This is a genomic window from Bradyrhizobium cytisi (assembly GCF_008123515.1).
GTDB classification, from domain to species: domain Bacteria; phylum Pseudomonadota; class Alphaproteobacteria; order Rhizobiales; family Xanthobacteraceae; genus Bradyrhizobium; species Bradyrhizobium cytisi.
The window spans coordinates 1-22,087 of sequence record NZ_VSSR01000017.1; the positions used below are offsets into that span (position 1 = coordinate 1).

Consider the following 22,087-nt stretch of genomic DNA (forward strand, 5'->3'; position numbering starts at 1 on the left):
CCTGGTCTGGCTGCACCACTTCTTCACAATGGGTGCCAGCGCAAACGTCAACGGTTTCTTCGGCGTCATGAGCATGATCATTGCTCTACCGACGGGCGCGAAGGTGTTCAACTGGCTATTCACGATGTACGGCGGTCGGGTTCGGTTCTCGGTGCCGGTGCTGTGGTCGATTGGCTTCATGGTGACTTTCGTCATCGGCGGCATGACAGGCGTGCTCATGGCGGTGCCTCCGGCAGACTTCCAGCTGCACAACAGCGTATTCTTGGTCGCGCACTTCCACAACGTCGCGATCGGCGGCGTCGTGTTCGGCGTGATGGCGGGATATAACTACTGGTTCCCCAAGGCGTTCGGGTTCAGGCTCGACGAACGCTGGGGCAAGGCGTCGTTCTGGTGCTGGTTCGTCGGCTTCTATGTTGCCTTCATGCCGCTCTACGTGCTGGGCCTGATGGGCATGACCCGGCGCATGCAACACTACGACAATCTGTCGTGGCAACCGTGGTTGATAGCGGCGGCATTCGGCACTGCAATCATCCTGGTCGGTGTCGTCTGCCAGATCGTGCAACTCGTGGTGTCGATCCGTCATCGTGAGGAATTGCGGGACGCGACCGGTGACCCCTGGAACGGCCGCACGCTCGAATGGGCGACGGCGTCGCCACCACCGGCATGGAATTTCGCTTTCCAACCCAAGGTCGCCGGACTGGATGCGTTCTGGAGCAGCAAGAGCCGCGCCCAGGCGACGAAGGAGGAGCCAACGCCGAGGCGCACGTACGAGCCCGTCGAAATGCCGAAGAACAGCGCAACGGGCTTTGTTACTGCGTTCTTCGCCGTCGTCATCGGCTTTGCGCTGATCTGGCACATCTGGTGGCTGGCCGGCGTCGGGATGTTCGGCGCATTCGTGACGCTAGTTGCCTTCTCATTCCGCCGACACAACGAAATTGAGGTGCCGGCCGAGGAGATCGCCCGGTTCGTACGGGCCCACCAGGCTGGAGTTGCAGCATGAATATCGCCATCGCAATTGATCAGATTCCGCAAGAGCCACTGCCAAGTGCGAGTGAAGCGGGACCTGCTCCAAAGAGGATCGTGGTCGCCTATGGCTTCTGGATCTTCCTGCTGAGCGACATCATCATGTTCGCCGCGCTGTTCGCAAGCTACGCGGTCCTCGTGCGCTCAACGGCGGGCGGCCCGACCGGCGCCCAGCTGTTCAATCAGGCGACGGTCGCGATCGAGACGGCCTGCCTTCTCTTTTCGAGCTACACGTGCGGGCTGATGTCCTTGGCGGTCAATTCGCGCCGCTATTTCAGGACCTATTTGGGAGCGCTGATCACCTTCGTCCTCGGAGCCATATTTCTTGGTCTCGAGATCCGCGAATTCGTGGGCATGATAGCCATCGGTGCGGCGCCGCAGCGGAGTGCGTTTCTGTCTGCATTCTTCACGCTTGTCGGATGCCACGGGCTGCACGTTACGCTCGGATTGATCTGGCTGACCGTGATGATGGTGCAGGTTGCGGTATTTGGATTCGCTGCGAGGGTGCAGCATCGCCTGCTCTGTTTCTCGTTGTTTTGGCACGCGCTCGATATCGTTTGGGTCGGGGTGCTGACGGTGGTTTATCTGATGGGAGTGAGTTCATGACCGAGACCCGACACGAACGCGCGCCCGGAGACAGGCCGAGCCGCGAGATCGACGCATCGGCTCCATCGGAGTTTCTCGTCTACTCGATCGGCCTGTTTGTGGCGGCTCTTCTCACGGCCACATCGTTCTGGACGGCGAACACGACGTTGCTCTGGTCGGGCGGCGTAGTCCTCGGGCTCGCGGTCCTCGCCATTGCGCAGATGGGCATTCACCTGGTATTTTTCCTGCACATCAGCAGCGGGCCGGAAAGCACCAACAACGTGCTCGCGCTCGCCTTTGGCGCTCTCATCGCATTCGTCGTAATCGCCGGCACAATGTGGATTGTAGCTGACATGAACGCGAACATGATGATGCCGCCGGGCGCGCCGATGGGCATGAGGATGCAACATTGATGAGGGCGCGGGGACGGGCGCTGTCGATCGATCATGCCGTCCCCGCGCAGTGTATTTTGATGGTTCTGGAGACTTCGTCGATCAAGAGGCATTTGCGCCCCAAGCGCTGTCGAACAGCGCTGAGGGATGGACGTCTTACGAGTTGACTATCTTGTGGTGGGTTTGCGCGTGCTTCTGGCATCCCTGGCGCCGCGCGTTTGGGTGATTTCTACCTGGATCACCTGCCTGCAAGCATCGCTGAGTTCGGAGCTCCGCTCTCTGAGACAAATCGCTATGTCGTCCGCATTTGGGATGAACGCGCTGCAAAGCCTGAACGCGTCGGGCGTGCATGCCGCGCGTTGTTCCGGTGTCCCTTGCGAGAACGAGGGCGCGGACCAGGCGGTGGCGAGCAGCAGGCACAGGGACATACCCCGCGCCAGGGATCTCGACCGTCGTTGCGTCCGTCTGTTTGAGCTTTTCGTTTTCATCAGGAGTCTCGCGCTGATTAATCGAGGCCAATACTCGATCTCGTCAAGCAGACATCGATACGCTCTGGCCGGAGCGCGGGCTTGTCGCAAAACGTCAGCGTTTGTAGCTTTCGACCCTGCCGCGGCCGACCGCGTCCTGGAACGGCCTTGTGGGGTATCGACGGGGGCGCGCACGAACGGCCAAGTCATCACACGTTCGTCCAAGCGTCGAGTTTGATGCGGACGCTAGTGTTCGATCTTGGAATGATGCGCCTGACATCGACTGCTGGCGGGGCGAAGACATGCTCAAGGGATTTACTGCGCCTCGGTCTCCCCTTGGCATTGCCGCATTGGTCCCGTCGCCACCCTGGCACTTCGCGGGAGACGTGCTCGCGGTGGAATTCTGGAATGATCCCGATGTATCGGTCCAGATCCTTCCGCCGGGTGTGGAGCTCGATGAGAAATGTCGAGGCCATTCTGTTGCGGTCTTCACGGACTATCAGTTCACCGCGCAAAACGATGAGCATCTGGATCCGGCCAGATATCAATGTCGCGGATTCAGCGTTCTCCTCGACGCGATGTGGAACGGCACACGGATCGCGTGGTGCCCATACTGCTATGTGGACAACGACGCCGCATTGATGAGAGGCTGGATTCAAGGCTACCCGAGAAAGTTCGGCACTGTGCACCAGACCCGGACGTTTGCCGCTGCGAGCCAGGCTTCGGCGCCGCTCGTGCATGATGGCAGATTTTCGGCCTGCATGTCCGCTCATGGCCGTTTGCTGGTGCAGGCCAGCGTGACCTTGCGCGAAAAAGCCGAGCGTCTGATCGGCTTGCTCGATCGCCGGATTGTGGGACGGCGATATTTTCCGCGGCTCTGCGCTGGCATGCACGACAAGCCGGCGGTGGATGAGCTCGTTCGATGCATTTCGGATCACCTCCTCATCACAAACGCCTGGATCGGCGAGGCCGAGCTCGAGTTTCCGGAAGCCTATGGCGAGGAGCTGGACATGCTGGGGCCGCTCAAGGTCGGGCGCGGATATCGGTTCTCGTTTTCCTATTCCGTCACCGATGTCGAGGTTCTGGCGGACCTGACCGCCTAGCAATAGGTCGGTGCAACCCGGCGTGTTTTGGATTGCGGCAGGAATCAACAAATCGACGCATTTCAATCAAATCCAGCGCGGCTGGTTCCGGTAGCCTCTGTGCCGAAAGTGATGCACCCAGGACACGGGCATGCTCAAAGGCTTTACAGTTCCGAAGTCACCATTCGGCCAGGCCGCTCTCACTCCGCCGCCGCCCTGGCACTATGCCGGTGATGCCGTCGGAATAGAGTTCTGGACCGATCCCGACGCGGCAGCAGCCACATTGCCGAGCGGTCTGTCGCCGGATCCGGCGTCGAACGGTCACGCCGTCATGATGTTTTTGGATTGGCAATTCACCGCCCAGGACGACGAATATCTCGAGCCGGCCCGTTATCAATATCGTGAGGCGCTTGTCCTGGTCGACGCCATGCATCGCGACGTGCCGGTCATGTGGTGTCCCTACATCTATGTCGACAATGATGCTGCGCTGGCGCGCGGCTGGACGCAGGGGTTTCCGAAGAAGATGGGCAGCATCTTTCAGACACGCTCCTTTGTGGCCTCAGGGCCCGCCGCGGCGCCGGTCGCGCCCGGGAGCCGGTTTGGCGCCAGCCTCTCGGCGCATGGCCAGCGTCTTGCGGAAGCGTGCGTCACCTTGCGCAAGCCGGTCGAAGACGGATTGTCTCTGTTCACCCGCCCCACGGTCTTGCTGCGATATTTCCCGAGACTGGTGGCCGGAGACCGGGACGAGCCCGCGGTCGACGAGCTGGCGATGTCGGTCACGGACAATCTCACCGTGGCCGGCGCATGGATCGGGACGGGAGAGCTCAATTTTCCGGAAACGAATGGCGAAGAACTCCACGCGCTCGCGCCGAGGCGGATCGAGGCGGGATTCCGCTACTCACTGTCCTACTCGATCAGCGATCTGAAGGTCCTCGAAAATCACGGCGCGTAAGCGATCTTATTGAAAATAAAACGGTTTTTCTCATTTTCGAACGTTTGCCCAGAAACGGAGCATTTGCTCGTATTTAACTGTTCAGAACACTACTTAACAAGCCAAGAGGCTTGCCTTGCTGCACTCTCTCGCCGATCCGGGCTGTTGGGTGATCGTCGAGGGAATGACTATGGCAGGACTTCCGGCTACTGCACCAGGATCTTCCTTTGCATCCGACCAACAGTTCAACCTGGTTGCGAGCAGCCTGGCCACGCTGCTTGAAACGGCAAGGCGGGAGCTGGAACGTGATCGCGATGCCGCCAGGGTGTCGCTGGCCACGGCATCCCACATCCTGCAGGCGGAGATCGAGCGCTGTTCAGGCGCTAACGGCTCCACGAGGGGCGGTCTGGCGGCCTGGCAGATCCTGCGCGTGCGAGCGTACATCGATAGCAATCTACACCGGACCATTCATATACGGGATCTCAGCGCGGTTGCACGTCGAAGCCCGGCGCACTTCTCCCGGAAGTTCAAGCTGGCCATTGGGGAGTCGCCGCATGCCTACGTGGTGAGAAGGCGCCTCGAGAGAGCCTGCCACCTGATGATGACCAGCGCGGCGCCACTGAGCGAAATTGCCTTGAGCGTAGGATTTTCCGATCAAGCCCATCTATGCAGGCTGTTCAGACACGCCTTTGGCCAGAGCCCGGCCAACTGGCGACGCGAGCTCGGAATCCCCTGCGTAATCACCTCGAGAATCGACATGGACGAGACTATCCCATGAGCGGTCAGCAGGGGACAGTTCTCAGCTTCGGCCCCTTCGAACTATCGATCGCAAACCGACTGCTGACGAATGACGCGAAAGTCGTGCCGCTCGGCGCGCGTGCCGTGGATCTCCTCATCGTCCTGGTGGAGCAGGCAGGCAAGGTCATCGGCAGAAGAACTCTGATCGAACGCGTTTGGCCGGAGAGAGGAGCGGAACAAGTCAGCCTGCGCGTCCATATTTCAGCGCTGCGCAAGGCTCTCGATCGAAGCGACCCTGGCAGGCGATACATCGCGAACATACCCGGGCGGGGGTACAGCTTCGTCGTACCAGTCACCTCACGCGCCGCAGACGTGTCGGAGAATCCCAGGCCGCCTCCGAGGCCCCGCGTGCCTGCGCGCTTGATGCGGATGCTCGGACGAGAAGGCGCCGTGGCCGAGATTCAGGCGAAGCTGGCCGGACAGAAGTTTGTCACGATCATCGGGCCCGGCGGCGTCGGCAAGACCACGGTGGCGGTCGCGGTTGCCCACGAAATGGGCGCAGCTTTCGACGGCCAGGTTCTTTTCATCGACCTGAGTGCGCTCGGCGACGCGTCACTCGTCGCGCCGGCCATTGCCACGTCACTCGGCATGTCGGTGCAAACAACCAACGTCGTGCCTGCCCTGATCGATCGTTTGCAGGAAAGGCCAACGCTCATCATTCTCGACTGTTGCGAGCATCTGATCCATGGAGCCTCGGCCGTCGCCGAAGAACTGACTCGCCGTGTCCCGACATTGCATTTGCTCGCGACCAGTCGGGAAGCCATGCGCGTTGAGGGGGAGCATGTCTACGAACTCGATGGGCTTGAATGCCCTCCGGAAGACAGCAACCTGTCGGCGCGCGACGCGCTGCAATACCCCTCCATTCAATTGCTGGTCGACCGCGTGCGGGCCGTGCGAAGTGACTTCGAACTGACGGATGCGGATGCGCCGATTGCCGCGGGAATCTGCCGTCGGCTCGATGGTATTCCATTGGCCGTCGAACTCGCAGCCTGCAGGGTCGACATATTTGGTCTTGGCAAGACCGCAAGCCTGCTCGACGAGCGGCTGAACCTGTCATGGGTGGGGCGCAGGACCGCGCCGTCGAGGCACCAGACGTTGAACGCGACGTTGGAGTGGAGCTACGATCTGCTCGGCGCGGCAGAGAAGCGCATATTGAATCGGCTCAGCGTATTTGCCGGCGGATTCACGTTCGAAGCGGCAGTCGCAATTGTAGCCGATGAGACGGTGGATGAAGCAAGTGTATCGGATTGCGTCTGGGAGCTTCGTTCGAAATCGATGATTGCGGCTCAGGGACAAGACGGGCGGCTGCGCTTGCTCGATCCCACTCGCGCGTTTGCCTTGCAGCGGCTGGCCAGGAGCGACGAGCAGGACCTTTTTCGCCGGCGTCACGCCCTCTATTTCACCGACCTTTTCAAGCAGGGCGCCGCGATGGACATATCGGGTTGGTCCAGGGCGCTCGGGATCGAGGTCGATAATCTCAGAGCCGCCCTGAATTGGGCGTTTTCCGCCACGGGCGATGCGAAAATCGGCGTCGAACTTGCTGCGGCATCGGCAAGCGCCTGGATGGGCATGGCGCTGCTTACCGAATGCGTGGAATGGATGAGAAAGGCCATAAGCCATCTCGACGAGATGAATTCGGGCACACGGCAGGAGATGGTCCTTCAGTCGGCCCTCGCCAGTTGCGTGATGTTCACGGGTGGCATGACGGAAAAATCGTACGCGACATGGGCCAAGGCGCTGCTTCTCGCCGAAGGTCTCAACGATATCGACTATCAGATGGATGCCGTGCTTGTGCTATGGGCTCACGAGTTGCGCGTTCCGAACTATCCGCAAGCGATCGAGCTGGCGGACCGCGGCGGCACTTTTTCGGAAGGAACGGGGCGTATCGGCGCCATCGCAACGGCCAATTATATGCGAGGCATCGCCTACTACCACGTCGGCCGCATTGCGGAAGCTCAAGGCCTGCTGGAATTGTCGCTGCATCGTGATGACGAGGCCGCACGCCAATTGCTGATCAAGCGGTTTGGCTATGATCGCAAGGTCGACAATTTGGCCGGTCTTGCGACCCTGGCGTGGTTGCGTGGCTCTCCGGATCAAGCCCGTAGGTTCAATCAGATGGCTGTCGCCGAGGCGCGCCAATCCAACCGGACCGTGAACCTTTGCGGGGCGCTGACATTTGCGGGCCTCATCGCATATTTCACAAATCCGGATGACGGCGAAGCCGAAGCACTCGTGGACGAGCTCGTCACCCATGCCGGGAAATTCGCTCTGCACAACTACCAGGGTCTTGGTCTCGGCATGCAGGCCATCTACGAAATCAGGCGAGGAGAGCAAACCAGTGCGGCCTCCGCAATGCTCTACGCGGGTCTCGAGAAGCTGTCCGCGGCCCGCTATGGAATTTTCGATTGGTTCTTGCAGGCGGAGTTTGCGATGTGCATGGCTCTCGCGGGCCGGCCGAGGGAAGGGCTTGATATCTTCGAGCGCGCGAAGATCGATCTCGGCGAAAGCCGATGGTATGGCCCGGAGCTGCATCGCATCAGGGGCGAACTGGCCCTGAGCAGCGGCGAGGGATTGCCGGTTGCCAGGCAACACTTTCAGCGCGCGTTCGAGCTTGCAAACAGGCAAGCAAGCCTGTCGTGGGCGCTCAGGGCCGCGACCAGCCTCGCCATCGCCGAACGGTCAACCGGACGACAGGAAGCTGCGTGGCGCACTTTGCAAGCCACTCACGCCAAGTTTCGGGACGATCTTGAGAGCCGCGATCTACGGCTTGCCAGGCAGGTTTTGGCCGTTTCACATTCGCACGATGGCGCCGCCAACTCGATGCAGTGACAGGCTTGTTGCCAAACGAGGTTTCGGATAACACTTGATGGCTGGGGGTGCGTTTGCACGAGGCTGACGGCGAATGGTACAACCAAATCGTCGACGGCCTTGGCGGAATGATTTATGTCGGTCCAACACGTTGGCTCATCGAGTGCAATCCGGCTTCGGTTTGGCCCATTCGAGCTGAATGTCGCCGAGCGCTCTCTCTGCAAGGCGAGCCAGATCGTTCCACTCGGTGGCAGAGCCTACGACATCCTGATCGCTCTGCTCGAAAACGCCGGTGAGGTCGTCCCGAAGTCTGAGCTGATCGCGAAGGCATGGCCTGACGTCACGGTCGAGGAAGGCAGTCTTCGCGTTCATCTGTCAGCGCTGCGCAAGGCGCTGGGCGACGGCCAGTTCGGCAACAAGTACATCGCGAACATCCAGGGCCGCGGCTATAGCTTCATTGCGCCCGTCGCGCGACTTCCCGGAGGCCGCGACACGGGTAACGCATCTTCGGGATTGTCCAACCTGCCGCCCGCGCTGGGCCGCATGGTTGGCCGCAACAACGTGGTCCTTGAGATCCAGCGCTGGCTCCGGACGGAACAGCGCCTGATTACAATTTTGGGCGCCGGGGGCATTGGCAAGACGACGGTTGCCCTGTCAGTCGGGCACGGAGCGCTGGCCGACTTCTCCGGGGCGGTCTTCTTTGTCGATCTTTCAACGGCAGGCGACAATGAGCAGGTCATCGGCGCTGTCGCGTCCGCGCTCGGGCTCGCCCCGCAATTGGTCGATCCAAGGGAGGCGTTGCTCAATTTTCTGCGCGCGCGCAGGGCGCTTGTCATTCTCGATAGTTGCGAGCATGTCATCGAGAGAACCGCTGACATCGCCGACTATATCGTCCGGAATGCCCCGGAGATCCACATACTCGCGACCAGCAGGGAAACCTTGCGCGTTCCCGGCGAACGCGTATTGCGTCTTTGTCCACTGGACTGCCCGCCAGAGCAGCCGCGACCGACCGCGTCAGAGGTGCTTGCCTATCCGGCGGCACGGTTGTTCGCCGAGCGCGTCAGTGCTCGCCGCGGCAGCTTTTCGCTCAGCGACGACGAAGCTCCCCTGGTTGCCGAGATTTGCCGCAAGCTCGACGGCATTGCGCTCGCCATCGAGCTCGCCGCCGGACGAGCCGCTGTGTTCGGTGTCAGGAATACCGTGGCGAGGTTGGGGTCGCGCCTCGATCTTCTGAAGTTCGGTCGCCGTACAGCGAATCCGCGGCATCAGACGCTCAAGGCAACGCTGGACTGGAGCCACGATCACCTCTCCGAGGTCGAACGCGTCGTGCTGCGACGTGTCGCAATCTTCATCGGGCACTTCTCGTTGGAAGCGGCGTGCGCGGTTGCGGAGCAGGGCGGAACTGACCGGTCCGAGATCGAGGGCGCCGTCGAAAACCTTGTCAACAAATCGCTGATCGTGGCGTGGCCCAGCTACCGGCGGATGCTCTACCGATTGCTTGACACCACGCGCTCCTATGCCTGGGAGAAATTGGCCGAAAGCGGTGAACATCATTCCATGGCGGCGCGGCACGCGAGCCATCTGAGCCGATCGTTGCAGGACAATCGCGGCAATCTCTTCGATCCGGAGCCCGGACAATCTCTGACAGACTCGACGCAGCACAATCTTGGAGATGTCCGTGCCGCGCTCGAATGGAGCTTTGGTCCCGATGGAAACGATCGCGCGGCCACACGGATGGCGGCGGCCGCCTCGCAATTGCTTCTGGCCAAGTCGCTTTTCCTGGAGTGCCGGAATTGGATGGAGAAGGCGCTCGATCGGATTGCTGCGGAAGACGACCCGCGGGACCAGATGGAAATCCACGCTTCGCTCGCCCTGTCGCTGATGTTCACCGCCGGCAACAGTGAAAGGGTTCGCGACGCCTTCAATACTGCGTTGACGCTCGCGGAGCAGCGCGAGGATGCCTACCAGCAACTCCGTCTTCTCAGCGGGCTGTCGATGTATCTTCATCGTACGATCGACGCGGCGGGCAGTCTTGAAGTTGCGCGACGCGCAGAGACTGTCGCGAACAAGACCGGAAATCCGGAGGATGCGGCGCTTGCGGATTCGATGCTGGGAGCAGCGTACTATATGCTTGCGGACCACGTTCGCGCGCCGAAATACCTCGAACGGGCCTTGCGCGGGGCGCCGACTTCCCGACGGTTCAACGCAACGCAATATCTGTTTGATCTGCGCACGACCTCGCTGTTCAACCTGACCCGATCGCACTGGTTCGCCGGCAATCTCGACAGCGCCGCCGGTTATGCTGAAAGAACCATCGAGGAGGCAGAGAGAGCGGATCATCCGATCGCGCTGTGTCGAGCCCTGATTCTGACGATGCCTCTCTATTTCTGGATCGACGAGCTGGGTCAGGTCGAGCTGAATCTCTCTGCGCTCGAGCTCACCGCCGAGAAATATTCATTGGAGCCATTTCGCGCCGTCGCCGTGGGACTTAAGGGGCGCCATCTGGTCCGCGTCGGCCAGGCGGAGGATGGCATGTGTCATCTGCGGGACAGCTTGGAGAAGCTGCGGGTCCTGCGATACGAAATGCTGGTAACGGATTTTGTCTCCGAATTGGCCGTCGGTCTGGCCAAACAAAACCAGCGCGCGGAAGCGCTGAATCTCATTGATGGTTCGATCGCCACGCAGCTTGGATCGAACAGGCCTCTTCACCTTCCGGCGCTGTTCCTGGCGAAAGGCTCGGTCCTTGTGTGCGGGGAATCCCAGCAGCGCGATCTGGCTGCCGAGTGTTTCGGGGAGGCAATGACCCTGGCTGCGCAACAATCGGCGCTGTCGTTCGAACTTCGGGCGGGATTGGAGCTTGCGCGGCTTTGGATCGATCGGGGGCAAGGCCGAAGAGCTCATGAGCTCATCGGAGCCGTTTACGGCCGGTTTACCGAGGGCTTCGAAACGCCGGATCTCGTGCTGGCGAGGCGAGTCCTCGAGCAGACCAGTGTTCGTGCGCGGCAAGCCGGATGAATGGGGCGAAGCTTCACTGCGTGGTGACAATGCCCAGGGTCTGTGCGCGTGATACGGCCTGTGCGCGCTTCTCCACACCGAGCTTGGTGAAAACGCTCTTGAGGTGCGACTTCACGGTCTCAGGACCGATATCGAGGCTTCGGGCGATTTCCTTGTTGGACAATCCATCCGCGATCAGCGTGAGAATGTCAGTCTCGCGGCGGCTCAATGCGCCGAGAATCCGCGCGCTTGAACTCGGCGCTGAACGATCCTGTCGTGCTCGCTGTAGACCCGCCGCGAGCCGATCGACGTAAGGGATCAGATCCGCTTTGACGTTTCCTTCCCGGGTCGCCTGGAGAAGCTCGGAAATGACTGGCCCTTCGTCCAGAACGGTCTGATAAAGACCGGCCGCCGCGCACGCGGCGAGCACACGGCGAAAGCGGCTCACCGCCTCCGCCGTCTTGCCCGCACTGAGCTGAACTGCCGACTGGCGGATCGCAATGCAGATCAGGAACTGACGGTGTTCCATGGCTTCGGCTTCGTGCTGCAATTGTTGCAGGATTGAAATGGCCTCGTCCGGGCGAGCTTGCTGGCCCAGCAAATGAGCGCGGGTCAATCGGTGGTACCATCCAATCTCCGACCAGGCGCCAGGCCTCGGTGCGGGGTATTTCCGTGCCAGGCGTTCGAGGCGGTCGACGCAGGCGGCACCTTCATCCAACCGGCCATCGTTCAAATAGAGTCGCGCCTGCTCCGCGATCACGCCGGCCGAGAGCCTTCCCCAATCCCGCGAGATGCCAAGATTTTCGGCGCGCTCCAACAGGGTGCGGGCCCGCTCGAAGTTCATCCGCGCAGCGGCGACCCGGGAGATCACGAAGTAAGTGCTCCACACGCAGTCGAGCATCGTCCCCGAATTGATCAGCGGGATGCGATCGATCACCCAGGCCTCCGCCTCATCGAGCAGGCCTTGCTCGTATTTGATTCGCGCGATCAGGCTTGCAGGCAAGGCCGCCGCAACTGAATTCGGCCCGACATCCTGCTCGGCGATCCGGAAGCCCTCGCGGTAGTGCTCACCTGCCGCCGCCAGACGTATCTGCCGCTCTTCTGCGAGCCCGTTCAGGCAGTGTCTATACACCGAGGCAAATACGTTCCTGCGATCCTCCTCGACTGAATAGGGAATCCAAGGCGTCGCATGGAATTGCTTGAGGTTGCCCGCCTTCATATGACTGAAGCGAACGACGTTCGAGGCGACGTTCGCGGTCCAGGGATCGGATGAACGGTTCACGCAATCCTGCGCCAGGGGCAGCGGGCTCTCGCTGTCATCCTTCAGCGCGATGGCGACCGAGCGGATCGCCTGGCATTCGCACAGCAGGTTGGCATCCGGCAGAGGCGTCGCAGCGATATCGCCTTCGATGTCGGTTGCGAGCTTCAGGGCCTCGTCAAAACGTAGCGCGAGCGCCAATCCCCAGGCGATCGCCAGTCGGACCTCGCACTGGCCTCGCATGAGCTCGTCGGGAAACTGGCGCTGCCATTCCAGCAAGGTGAAGAGATCGCCTCTCTTGATCAAAGCCATCGCGCAGTTGTTGATCCAGCCGATCGCACGGTCAGAAGCGCCGGCCGCAATCGCGTGCTGGACCGCCTCGGTCCACAATTCGTGGGAGGCATACCAAAGAGCCGCGCGTCCGTGCAGTTGAGGAACTTCAATGCCGCGGTCCGCCTCCAGCCGCTGTCGCAGATATTCGGCAAGCAGGGTGTGGTAGCGAAACCAGACTCCATCGCTGTCGAGCGGCGTGAGCAGCATCTGGCGCTGGGCAAGCGATGCCAGGATTGCACGGCTCGCGCTCAAGCCGGTCATGGCCTCGCAGAGAGGACCGGAGAGCCGGTCAAGAACAGCCGTGCGCAGCATGAAGTCGACCAGTTCGACCGGAAGCCCATCCAGCATCTCCGTCAGGTAGGCGGCAATCGGGCGCTGCGAGCCCGAGAGATTGTGGACATATTCCCTCAGACCGGATCCGGACTGCGAAGGCATGGATGAGATGATTCGAAGCGCGGCGGGCCACCCTTCGGTCTTGCGCTGCAGGAGTTGGACGTCGGGGTTTTCCAGAACCCCGGGCTTGGTGCTGTCCAGAAACGCCTTTGTCTCCTGCATGTCGAACCGCAGCGCTTCGGCATCGATCTCCATCAGCTGGTTCTGGGCGCGCAAGGTCGCGAGTGGCAGCGGAGGTTCGGTGCGCGTCGTCAGCACCACATGACAGTGGGACGGTGCGTGCTTCAGAAAATACGTGACGGTCTGATGGATGCGGGAAGCGCTGACCCAGTGATAGTCCTCGAGAAACAGGTAAACATCATCCTCGATCTCCGCCAGATCGTTGATCAGGCTCGACAGGATCGCTGTCGGGTCGATCAGGTTGTTCTCGAGGATCAGCCCAATCGCGTCGGTGCCGACGTCCGGACAGGCGTGGTGCAGGGCCTGAGCCACGTAGAACAGAAACCGCGTGGCCTCGTCGTCGTCTGAATCGATGGTCAGCCACCCAACGGCATTGCCGCCCTGCTCTAGCGTCTCGGCCCAGGTGGCTGCCAGTGAGCTCTTGCCGAAGCCCGCTGGCGCCTTGATGACTCCAAGTCGCTTGGCCGGAAGCTCGGACAAGATGGCGATGAGCCGGGGGCGTGTGACCAGCCCGCCGAATCGTGCCGGCAAGATCTTGGTCGCAAGGAATGGCAGCTGTCCTCCGCCGGGCAAGGTGCCCGTTCCATGGGTCGGATGGCTGGAGCGCGGTTGGATCAAGGGCTCCCCCTACCCACGTCGGTCCTCCCCCCATTCGGGGGATGCAAACAATGGTGAAAGTGTACGATCTCTGTTAGCGAGAGGGAAGCGCCGGGCAACGTCGGTTGTATGCAGTCTGCATGCCGGTTGCCGCGTGCTGATCCCTTCAGATCCGCGCGCGGAGCCGAAAGCAGGCTGATGTCTATCAAGAACGCACGCTTGGGTTTCTCGCGGATCGTTGAACATCCAGGAAAAGCACCCAAGGCCCGTGCCAATAGCCATGGCTGAAGATCAGCTTCGTGGAAATCTGCTGTTTGGCCCCTTCGAGCTTTCGAGCAGGGAGCGGGTGCTTCGGCGCGACGGCGTGGCGCTGCCGCTCGGCAGCAGGGCCCTCGACATCCTGATCTACCTTGCCGCGCGTCCGGGTGAGGTGATCGCAAAGCAGGAGTTGATCGATCACGTCTGGCCGGATGTGACGGTCGAGGAGGGGAGCATCCGCGTCCACGTGGCCGCGATCCGCAAGGCGCTTGGTGACGGCCAATTCGGCAACCGCTACATCGCAAACATCAAGGGGCGGGGCTACTCGTTCGTCGGCACGATGGTCTCCCTCGGAGGCGTCGCGGAAAGCGGGAACGCCGGGTCCCCGCATCAGGGCAGGCTTCCGGTGCGACCGATCACGATGATCGGGCGCGAGATGGTCGTCAGGGAGGTCTGCGACAAGCTTCGACATGACCGGTTCGTGACGCTGCTCGGCCCCGGCGGCATCGGAAAGACAACCATTGCCCTGGCCGTTGGCCGCGCCGCCGCCGAGGCGTTCGGCAGCGAGATCTATTTTGTCGATCTGGAAAGCCTCACCGATCCGAACCATGTCGCTGCGGCCGTCGCGACCTCCCTGGGGCTTGCACTCAAATCGAAAGATCCCGGCCAGGAGCTGCTCGACCTGATCCGGTCGCGGAAGCTTCTCGTCATCCTCGACAGTTGCGAGCATGTGATCGAGGCGGTCGCCTCGCTCGCCGAACAACTCTACCAGCAAACCGAAGAGATTCATGTTCTGACCACGAGCCGGGAATTGCTGAAGGTCGAGGGTGAGCATTGCTGCCGGGTTCTTCCACTCGATTTTCCACTGGACGGCTCGGAGCAAACGGCAAATGCCGTGCTGCGATATCCGGCAGTGCAGCTGTTCGTGCGGCGTGCGGCCACGCGAGCAGGCAGCGTCGCTCTCAGCAACAAGGAGGCGCCATTCGTCGCGGAGATATGCCGAAAGCTGGACGGAATCCCGTCGGCGATCGAGTTGGCCGCGGGCCAGGCAGCCGCCCTTGGCCTCAAGAACACGGCTGACCTCCTGGTGTCCCGGCTGGAATTGCTGAAACTGAGCCATCGGACGGCAGTTGCCAGACATCGGACCCTCAAGGCGACATTGGACTGGAGCTACGATCTGCTGTCCGACGCCGAGAGGATCGTCTTTCGACGCCTCGCTCCCTTCGTCGGACATTTCACCCTGGATGGCGCGCGGTCTGTCGCGGGCGAACCCGGCGTGGGAGCCGAGGAAATTTTTGACGCGGTCGCGGGCCTGGTCGAGAAGTCATTGATAGCAACCCGGATCGATGCCGCGCAGGCACAGTATCGATTGCCGAACACGACCCGCGCCTATGCACTGGCAAAGCTGGAGGAGCATGCCGAAGTCGACATGGTCCTCGGCCGGCATGCGGAATACCTCGCCGGACACCTCGAAACGCTGAGGGAGGCCCTATCAGCCTTGCCAGGCTCTGAAAGAGCTGCGGTCTATTCTGACCAAATAAATAACGTCCGTGCGGCGCTCGAATGGAGCTTTGGGCCGCACGGCGATGCCGAGACGGCTGGGAGACTGGCAGCCGCGTCCACGAAGGTGTTTCTCGAGCTGTCACTGCTGATCGAATGCCAGGCATGGGCAGAACGCGCGATGGCAAGCCTGGGACGTCCCCATCGAGGCTCCCGCCGCGCAATGGAAATCTCTGCATCGATACCGCTGGCCTTGATGCATACGGAAGCTGACGATCAGCGCGTCCGGACTGCTTTCGCAAACGCGCTGGAGATTGCCATCGAACAGGCAGATATCGCCTACGAGTTGAGGATTCTAAGCGGACTTTTCATGTTTTCGCACTGGATCATGGACATTCGCGGTGCGACCGACATTGCCGTCCGGAGCAAGGAACTGGCGCTACGGACCGGGGATCACGACGACATGGCGCTGGCGGAGGCAATGTTGGCGGCCTCCGAACATCTGTTGGGAAATCACCTCGCCGCGCAACTGCATTGCGAATCGGGCCTCCGGCACCTGGCGTCCGGGCCACGGACTCGAATGGAACCGTATCTTTTTCATTATACGAGCTTCCTGCTCGTCGGTATGGCACGATCTCTCTTGTACAGGGGCTTGCTCGACCAATCGCTGGACTATGCAAGGCGCGCCAGAGAGGAAGGCAAGAGATCAGGTAGCCCCGCTACGTTTTGCCGATCCCTGGCTTTGGTCCTTCCCGTGTTTCTGACCATGGCGGACCTGAGGCAGTCGGACCAGTACATCGGTGAACTGAGCGAGCTCTCCGTCGCCCATTCCCTGATGCCGTATCGCGCCATAGCGACGGGCCTGAAGGGTCAATGGTTGCTCCTTCAGGACAATCGCATCGAAGCGATCCAACTGCTGAAGCGAGCCCTGGAAGAGCTTCACGTCCAGCGTCACGAGATGCTGAATATGGATTTCACCTGCGATCTGGCCGCGGCTCTCGTCGACCTCGGTGAGCATGACGAAGCGGTGACCCTCACGGTGAATGCAATCGCGCAACAACAGCGCGCCGGCAAGTTCCCGCACATGCCAGCCCTGTTCGGGATGAAAGGGCTCATTCTGGCGTCTCGATCTGCGGAGGATCATTTCGACGCCGAAGAAAGCCTGCTGTCGGCCATCGACTGGGCCAAACGCCAGTCCGCCGCCCTGTTCGAATTGACGGCCGCGACGGACCTCGCCCAGCTGTTGCTGAAACAGGATCGCTTGCCGGAAGCTTACGAATATCTCAGCGCGAGTCTTGACCGAATGCCGGCCGGAATTTCATTTCCTGCTCGCAATCGTGCGGTGCAAATGCTCGGCCAACTCCAATCCGGAACCGATGACGTCGGCTGAAAGGTGCGCTCGCCGGCGGTGCGCCGTCTGCGCAGGCGGGTTCAAGTCCTCGCATTCCGATCCAAGCCCCCACGGTGCAGTCGGGTGCAGGCTGTGGCAGAAACGGTCACAGCCAGGGTTGAATGTCATGAGCAAGCTGGTCGCGGATATCATTGTCGAAACCCTGCAAAGTGCGGGCGTCAAGCATTGCTATGGCGTCGTCGGCGACACCCTCAATCTGATCGCCCGCTCGCTCGAAAAAAGCGAGATCGAGTGGATCTCGATGAGACATGAAGAGGCGGGGGCGTTCGCCGCGCAGGCTGAGGCGCAGCTCACCGATCGGCTGACGGCAGTTGCCGGCAGCTGCGGGCCCGGAAGCCTGCACTTCATCAACGGGATCTTCGAGGCCAATCGCAACCGTGCGCCCGTTATCCTGATCGCAAGTCAGATCATTCGCGACGAATTGGGCTTCGATTTTATCCAGGAAGTCGACTTCAAGCAGGTCTACAGGGATTGCAGCGTTTTCTGCGACATGATCCATACCCCGGAACAGGCGCGCCGGAAGACGGTGATCGCTTGCCAAACGGCTCTGGCGAAACGCGGTGTTGCCGTTCTGATCGTGCCGGCCGATATCTCCGCCTCGGCCGTGGATAACAACGTCCCCTATGCGGTGCACGTCGCCAAGCCTGTCACGCGACCGAACGATGCGGATCTCGATGAGATCGCAGACATCCTCAACACTAGCGAAAACGTCGTCCTGTATGGTGGTTCGGGCTGCCAGGGGGCACATCAGGAGATTCTCGCGGTCGCCAACAGGCTGAAGGCGCCGATCGCGCATACGTCGCGGGCCAAGGATTTTCTCGAGTTTGACAATCCCTACAATATTGGGATGACCGGGATGCTCGGCAACGAGGCCGGGTACCACGCCTTGCTGGACTGCGATGCGCTGCTGATGCTGGGCGCAGACTTTGCCTGGCGGCAATTCTACCCGGACAAGGCAAAAATCGTGCAGGTCGATATCGACCCGACCCATCTGGGACGACGTCATCCGATCACGAAGGGCGTCGTCGGCGATGTGAAGGCGACGCTGGAGGCTTTGCTACCGAAGCTGGTCGAGCGCACCGACGCCGCGTTCCAAAGCGCGTATGTGAAGCGCTACGCGAAATATCGGGAGGCCGAGCGGGCCAAGGTCGCTGCCGGTCACGATGGCAGTATTCCCGGAAGCTATCTGACGCAGGTGATCAGTCGCCATGCGGCAAAGGATGCCTTGTTCACGGCCGACGACGGCACCCCGGCCGCCTGGGCCTACCGCCATATCGAGGCGAATGGGCAGCGCCGCATTTTCGCGAGTCTGCTTCATGGAACGATGGCCAATGGCATGCCGTCGTCCATCGGGCTCCAGAAGGCAGAACCCGGCCGGCAAGTCGTATGCATGGCAGGCGACGGCGGGATCTCGATGCTGTTCGGAGACCTGATGACGATCGTCCAACAGGAGTTGATTGCCGTCTATGACAACGGCAAGCTTGGCTTTGTCGAGATCGAGCAAAAGGCGGAGGGCATGCTCGATACCTTCACGAAGTTGAAGAATCCGAATTTCGCCGGCGTCGCGCGCGCACTGGGTCTCTGGGGCCAGACTGTTTCGAACGCGGACGAATTGCAGACTGCGGTCAAGGACTGGCTGGCCCAACCAGGGCCCGCGCTTCTGCACGTGCACATCAACCCGATGCAGCTTGTCATGCCGCCATTCATGCAGGTCGAGCCTGCAATCGGGATGGCGCTGTACTCCGCTCGTGCCGTCCTGCATGGCCGTGGAGGAGACGTCTGGGAGATGGTCAAGGAGAATTTCCTCTAGCCGAGGTCGCCTTCCCTCAGCGGCAGTGTGGCATCCCGATCGCTTCGCCGCACGGCCTGAGAGTGGCCAAGCATTGCTATCATGGCTCCATCGAGATTGCGGAAATCGGCGGAGCCATCGGCTTTGCCCATGGCAAGGTATCTTGCTGTTGTCGGGGCCGCACTCGCTGTTCTTCTGCTGATAGCCGGCCGGTCCTTGCCGGAGCTGCCGGACAGATTTCCCGATCGGCCGGACAGCATCGATGCGGCGACGATCCGGATCGAGTCCGCGCGCAAATGGCCGGAGAAGGTTGTCCTGGATACCAGCCAGCCGACATTCTTTCCCCCATCCGTCGATGTGGCGCCGGCCCGGGACCTGGTCGAGCGTCTACCCGATGAAGAGACGGCTCAACCGGACGTCGACTCTCAGGCCGACGCGGTGGCGAGGCCGAAACCGGATGTTCGACCGATCGTTGCCGAGCATCCGTTCGTGCGAGCCAAGCGTAAGAGGGCTCGGACGGCTCCATCGGCTCATGTGGCAAGAGCCCGTAGTCCCAATGAGCTTCAGAGGCCGACCGAGGAGTGCTGCTGGTTTGAGCCGATGGACAGGCGGGCACCATCGAGACCTGCCTCGCGCAATCGCGTCGCGGGTCGTGACTCATGGACAGGATGGCATTTTCCGGAGGCAAATTGAAAGTCAGGGCCGCTCTGCCGGCCTCGTCTCTTCTTTCTGCCGAACTCACATCCAGCATGCGCACGATTGTACAATACGAAAAGTCATGGGCCGTTATGCTCGGAGCGAACACGTCGAAATGCCGGGACAGGCTCTGGACTCCGTAAACGGAGGCGCTGCGCAGGCTGGTCGTCGGCGGAAGAGATGCCGCGTGTTAGAGCTTCGGTGCATTGACGATGAAGATTCTTGCGACGCTCCCGACGAAAGGCCGAGATCTCCGGCTGGACCTGTTTCGAGGTGTGGCAAATTGGGGAATCTTCCTCGACCATATCCCCAACAACATCGTGAACTGGGTGACAACGCGAAACTACGGCTTCAGCGATGCTGCGGATCTCTTCATCTTCATTTCCGGCTACACTGTCGCCTTCGTCTTCGCGCGGATGATGCTCGAACGCGGGTTCATCATCGGCGCAACCAGGCTTGTGAAGCGGGTCTGGCAGATCTACGTCGCCCACGTTTTCCTTTTCGTGCTCTATCTCGCTGAAATCGGATATGTCGCACAGAGGTCTGGTAACTCCGGTTTCACTGATGACTTCAACATACGAGGTTTCCTCGACAATCCTGCGCAGTTCCTGTTCGAGGGGCTGATCCTGCGCTTCAAGCCGGTGAACATGGATGTGCTGCCGCTTTACATCGTGCTGATGGGCGTCTTCCCGCCGATACTCTGGCTGATGCTACGCAGGCCCAACATGACCCTGGCCGCTTCGGGGGTGCTGTATTTGGCGGCCAGGCACTTCGGTTGGAACCTCTCGGCCTATCCAACTGGCCTCTGGTACTTCAATCCATTCGCATGGCAATTTTTGTTCACGTTCGGGGCCTGGTTTGCGCTCGGCGGAGCGGCGCAGGCGATGCCGTTCATCCGGTCGCGTACCGCGTTGGTGCTCGGCATCGGCTATCTTCTGTTCGCTCTGGTGATGACGATGGCGGCCCGATTTGACGAACTGCGGTCATTGATTCCGCCGGAGGTCTACGGCGCCTTCAATCCAAACGACAAGAGCAACCTCGCGCCTTATCGCTTGCTGCATTTCGTTGTGTTCGCGTTCTTCGTCGTTCGTCTGCTGCCACGCGATTGGCCGGGGCTCGAATGGGCGATCTTTCGGCCCGCAATCAAATGCGGTCAGCAGTCGCTCGAAGTCTTTTGCTCCGGGATATTCCTGTCCTTTGCTGCGCACGTCGTGCTGGTCGAGATTTCCGGTGCGATCTGGATGCAGATCGTGGTCAGCATTGTCGGCATCCTGATGATGACCGTGCTGGCGTACTACCGGTCCTGGTCGAAGAACGCTGACAAAGCGCCGAAGGCCAAACCGGTCGTCGCAATGGCAGGTTGAGAAGTGCCGAGGGGCAGCGTTGGGAAATACCAGGTTCGGCCGGCGGCCTTTCCAGGGTTCGTCGGATCGGCGACGCGCGGATTTGCTGTAGTGCCGGGTTCTGGCCCCAGCATAGGCAGCAGATCCGACGAACGAATGGCGATGGTTCGATGCTGCGCTATCTTATCGGGCTCCGTTCCCTTCCCGTAGCGGCCGCGCTCGCGATCGGCATTTTCCTGGTTGACACGCTGACGTCCCTGCACTTTGCAGTGGCGTCGCTCTACGTGACCGTTGTCTTGATTGCCGCTTATGATCTTCGTCGCCGCGGCATCGTGATCACGGGCGTCACCTGTGGGCTTCTTACAGTTCTCAGCTATGTGCTCATGCACGGATTTGAGGCCGACGGAGCCGCCCCGTTGCGGTTTGCGGTGAGCCTGATTTCAATCCTGATTGCCACCATCCTGGTGCTCCGGAACGTTTCGGCAAACCTGCGCGTCAAGGCAGTTGAGCGGGAGCGGGCAAACCTCGCCCGCTTCTTCTCGCCGAAAATTGTCGATCAGCTTGTCGACATTCAAACGCCGTTCTCCTTCGCACGCCGTCAACCCGCCACCGTCATGTTTGCCGATATGGTAGGCTTTACCGCGTATTCGTCCGGAAAGCCTCCAGATGTTGTCATCAGCATGCTGCGCGATCTGCTTCGCCTCCTGAGCGAGGCGGTTTTCTCCAATCATGGATCGGTCGACAAATATCTGGGCGATGGACTGATGGCATTTTTTGGCCCGCCCTTGATGAGCCGGCGAGATGCCACGAACGCGGCCCTGTGCGCTGTGGAAATCGTCAACGCGATCGAATGCCGGAACCGGCAGCGCATCCACTGCAACGAGAGTGCCGTCCGCATCGCCGTCGGAATTCACTATGGTGAGGTCGTGCAAGGAGATGTCGGCAGCGAGAAACGGCTCGAGCTGACCTTGGTGGGGGACACCGTGAATATCGCGAGCCGCGTTGAAACCTATTGCCGAATTCTCGATGCCCCGGTGCTGGTGACCGGCGAATTCGTGGAGGCGCTGCGGGCGGAGGGGAGCCTGGACCTTGCGAAAGCCTTTGTCGACGAAGGTGTCCACGTCTTGCGCGGCTGCAAGGAGCCGATCCGCCTCTTCAGCATGAGAAGAGAGCCAAGGCCTGCCCTGCAACCGGTCGACCGGCTGGTCTGCGGCCGGCCGGCGGATCAAGTTGGATAAAATGGACCGGC

The 22,087-nt window shown here is 60.9% G+C and carries 13 protein-coding genes and 1 pseudogene; 13 read left to right on the forward strand and 1 reads right to left on the reverse strand.

The annotated features are described in order from the left end of the window. From FXB38_RS10615 to FXB38_RS10655, 9 genes and pseudogenes are all read left to right on the forward strand, one after another. A partial coding sequence (locus FXB38_RS10615; RefSeq protein WP_187434794.1) for a cbb3-type cytochrome c oxidase subunit I occupies positions 1-1,000 on the forward strand: 1,000 nt, incomplete at its 5' end. Next, positions 997-1,629: a cytochrome (ubi)quinol oxidase subunit III gene (locus FXB38_RS10620; protein WP_148750810.1), complete on the forward strand. Its 633-nt coding sequence runs from the start codon at positions 997-999 to the stop codon at positions 1,627-1,629. The genes FXB38_RS10615 and FXB38_RS10620, both read left to right, overlap by 4 nt. Continuing rightward, a complete protein-coding gene (gene cyoD, locus FXB38_RS10625) occupies positions 1,626-2,021 on the forward strand; it encodes a cytochrome o ubiquinol oxidase subunit IV (RefSeq protein ID WP_148750811.1) in 396 nt (131 codons plus the stop codon). The genes FXB38_RS10620 and cyoD overlap by 4 nt, the downstream gene beginning before the upstream one ends. A 748-nt stretch (positions 2,022-2,769) precedes the next feature. Next, positions 2,770-3,570: an acetoacetate decarboxylase family protein gene (locus FXB38_RS10635; RefSeq protein ID WP_148750887.1), complete on the forward strand. Its 801-nt coding sequence runs from the start codon at positions 2,770-2,772 to the stop codon at positions 3,568-3,570. A 130-nt stretch (positions 3,571-3,700) separates the two neighbouring features. Further along, entirely contained in the window at positions 3,701-4,501 is an 801-nt protein-coding gene (locus FXB38_RS10640; RefSeq protein WP_148750812.1) for an acetoacetate decarboxylase family protein, read from the forward strand. 115 nt (positions 4,502-4,616) lie between these two features. Continuing rightward, on the forward strand, positions 4,617-5,258 hold the full coding sequence (locus FXB38_RS10645; RefSeq protein WP_148750813.1) for a helix-turn-helix domain-containing protein: 642 nt from the start codon (positions 4,617-4,619) through the stop codon (positions 5,256-5,258). Beyond that, entirely contained in the window at positions 5,255-8,107 is a 2,853-nt protein-coding gene (locus FXB38_RS10650; RefSeq protein ID WP_187434795.1) for an ATP-binding protein, read from the forward strand. Before FXB38_RS10645 ends, FXB38_RS10650 begins: the two co-directional genes overlap by 4 nt. A 114-nt stretch (positions 8,108-8,221) precedes the next feature. Beyond that, a pseudogene (locus FXB38_RS45050) lies at positions 8,222-8,530 on the forward strand (winged helix-turn-helix domain-containing protein); the annotation flags it as partial. A gap of 69 nt (positions 8,531-8,599) precedes the next feature. After that, positions 8,600-11,101, forward strand: coding sequence for an ATP-binding protein (locus FXB38_RS10655; protein WP_246229819.1), 2,502 nt, complete (start codon positions 8,600-8,602; stop codon positions 11,099-11,101). A gap of 13 nt (positions 11,102-11,114) precedes the next feature. Here FXB38_RS10655 and FXB38_RS10660 read toward each other — a convergent pair whose 3' ends face one another. Further along, the gene (locus FXB38_RS10660) at positions 11,115-13,862 is read right to left on the reverse strand and encodes a winged helix-turn-helix domain-containing protein (RefSeq protein ID WP_148750816.1); all 2,748 of its coding nucleotides are present in this window, start codon (positions 13,860-13,862) and stop codon (positions 11,115-11,117) included. A 259-nt stretch (positions 13,863-14,121) separates the two neighbouring features. Here FXB38_RS10660 and FXB38_RS10665 point away from each other — a divergent pair, with 259 nt between their 5' ends. From FXB38_RS10665 to FXB38_RS10680, 4 genes are all read left to right on the forward strand, one after another. Further along, on the forward strand, positions 14,122-16,989 hold the full coding sequence (locus FXB38_RS10665) for an ATP-binding protein (protein WP_148750817.1): 2,868 nt from the start codon (positions 14,122-14,124) through the stop codon (positions 16,987-16,989). 127 nt (positions 16,990-17,116) lie between these two features. Next, on the forward strand, positions 17,117-18,820 hold the full coding sequence (locus tag FXB38_RS10670; protein WP_148750818.1) for a thiamine pyrophosphate-dependent enzyme: 1,704 nt from the start codon (positions 17,117-17,119) through the stop codon (positions 18,818-18,820). Between the two features lie 887 nt (positions 18,821-19,707). Further along, a complete protein-coding gene (locus FXB38_RS10675; protein ID WP_148750819.1) occupies positions 19,708-20,859 on the forward strand; it encodes an OpgC domain-containing protein in 1,152 nt (383 codons plus the stop codon). Between the two features lie 149 nt (positions 20,860-21,008). Continuing rightward, a complete protein-coding gene (locus FXB38_RS10680) occupies positions 21,009-22,076 on the forward strand; it encodes an adenylate/guanylate cyclase domain-containing protein (RefSeq protein ID WP_148750820.1) in 1,068 nt (355 codons plus the stop codon). The last annotated feature ends 11 nt before the right edge of the window (positions 22,077-22,087 follow it).

Bases quoted from the DNA above. Each gene is read 5' to 3' on its own strand.
- FXB38_RS10620 (WP_148750810.1), top strand. From the start codon at position 997: ATGAATATCGCCATCGCAATTGATCAGATTCCGCAAGAGCCACTGCCA.
- cyoD (WP_148750811.1), top strand. From the start codon at position 1,626: ATGACCGAGACCCGACACGAACGCGCGCCCGGAGACAGGCCGAGCCGC.
- FXB38_RS10635 (WP_148750887.1), top strand. From the start codon at position 2,770: ATGCTCAAGGGATTTACTGCGCCTCGGTCTCCCCTTGGCATTGCCGCA.
- FXB38_RS10640 (WP_148750812.1), top strand. From the start codon at position 3,701: ATGCTCAAAGGCTTTACAGTTCCGAAGTCACCATTCGGCCAGGCCGCT.
- FXB38_RS10650 (WP_187434795.1), top strand. From the start codon at position 5,255: ATGAGCGGTCAGCAGGGGACAGTTCTCAGCTTCGGCCCCTTCGAACTA.
- FXB38_RS10665 (WP_148750817.1), top strand. From the start codon at position 14,122: ATGGCTGAAGATCAGCTTCGTGGAAATCTGCTGTTTGGCCCCTTCGAG.
- FXB38_RS10670 (WP_148750818.1), top strand. From the start codon at position 17,117: ATGAGCAAGCTGGTCGCGGATATCATTGTCGAAACCCTGCAAAGTGCG.
- FXB38_RS10675 (WP_148750819.1), top strand. From the start codon at position 19,708: ATGAAGATTCTTGCGACGCTCCCGACGAAAGGCCGAGATCTCCGGCTG.
- FXB38_RS10680 (WP_148750820.1), top strand. From the start codon at position 21,009: ATGCTGCGCTATCTTATCGGGCTCCGTTCCCTTCCCGTAGCGGCCGCG.